Origin of the sequence: Nocardiopsis lucentensis DSM 44048 (assembly GCF_000341125.1) — a bacterium.
GTDB classification, from domain to species: Bacteria; Actinomycetota; Actinomycetes; order Streptosporangiales; family Streptosporangiaceae; genus Nocardiopsis; species Nocardiopsis lucentensis.
Genome location: NZ_ANBC01000432.1, coordinates 1 through 236, shown reverse-complemented (window position 1 = coordinate 236; position 236 = coordinate 1). Strand labels below are relative to the sequence as shown.

Sequence of the window (236 nt, the reverse complement as noted above, 5' to 3'; positions counted from 1 at the left end):
CCGTCTTAGCCGGTGTAGAGGTAGTGGTCGACCACCCACAGGCTGTCGGCGGTCTTGTTCCAGATGTCGGAGCCGTAGGCCTCCTCACCCCGGGCCTGGCAGACGATGTCGATCATCATTCCGCTGGGGTAGGTGATGACCTCGGTGGCCGAGGTGGTCTTGGCGTCCCGTCCGGCCAGGTCGGTCTTGGCGCGGAAGCTGTGGGCGCCGTTGGTCTCCTCGTCGCAGCGCGGCAC

The 236-nt window shown here is 66.5% G+C and carries 1 protein-coding gene; it reads right to left on the bottom strand.

What is annotated here, in order from left to right:
• Positions 1–5 precede the first annotated feature (5 nt).
• On the bottom strand, positions 6–236 hold a 231-nt coding region (locus D471_RS40220), incomplete at its 5' end, for a hypothetical protein (RefSeq protein WP_161630098.1).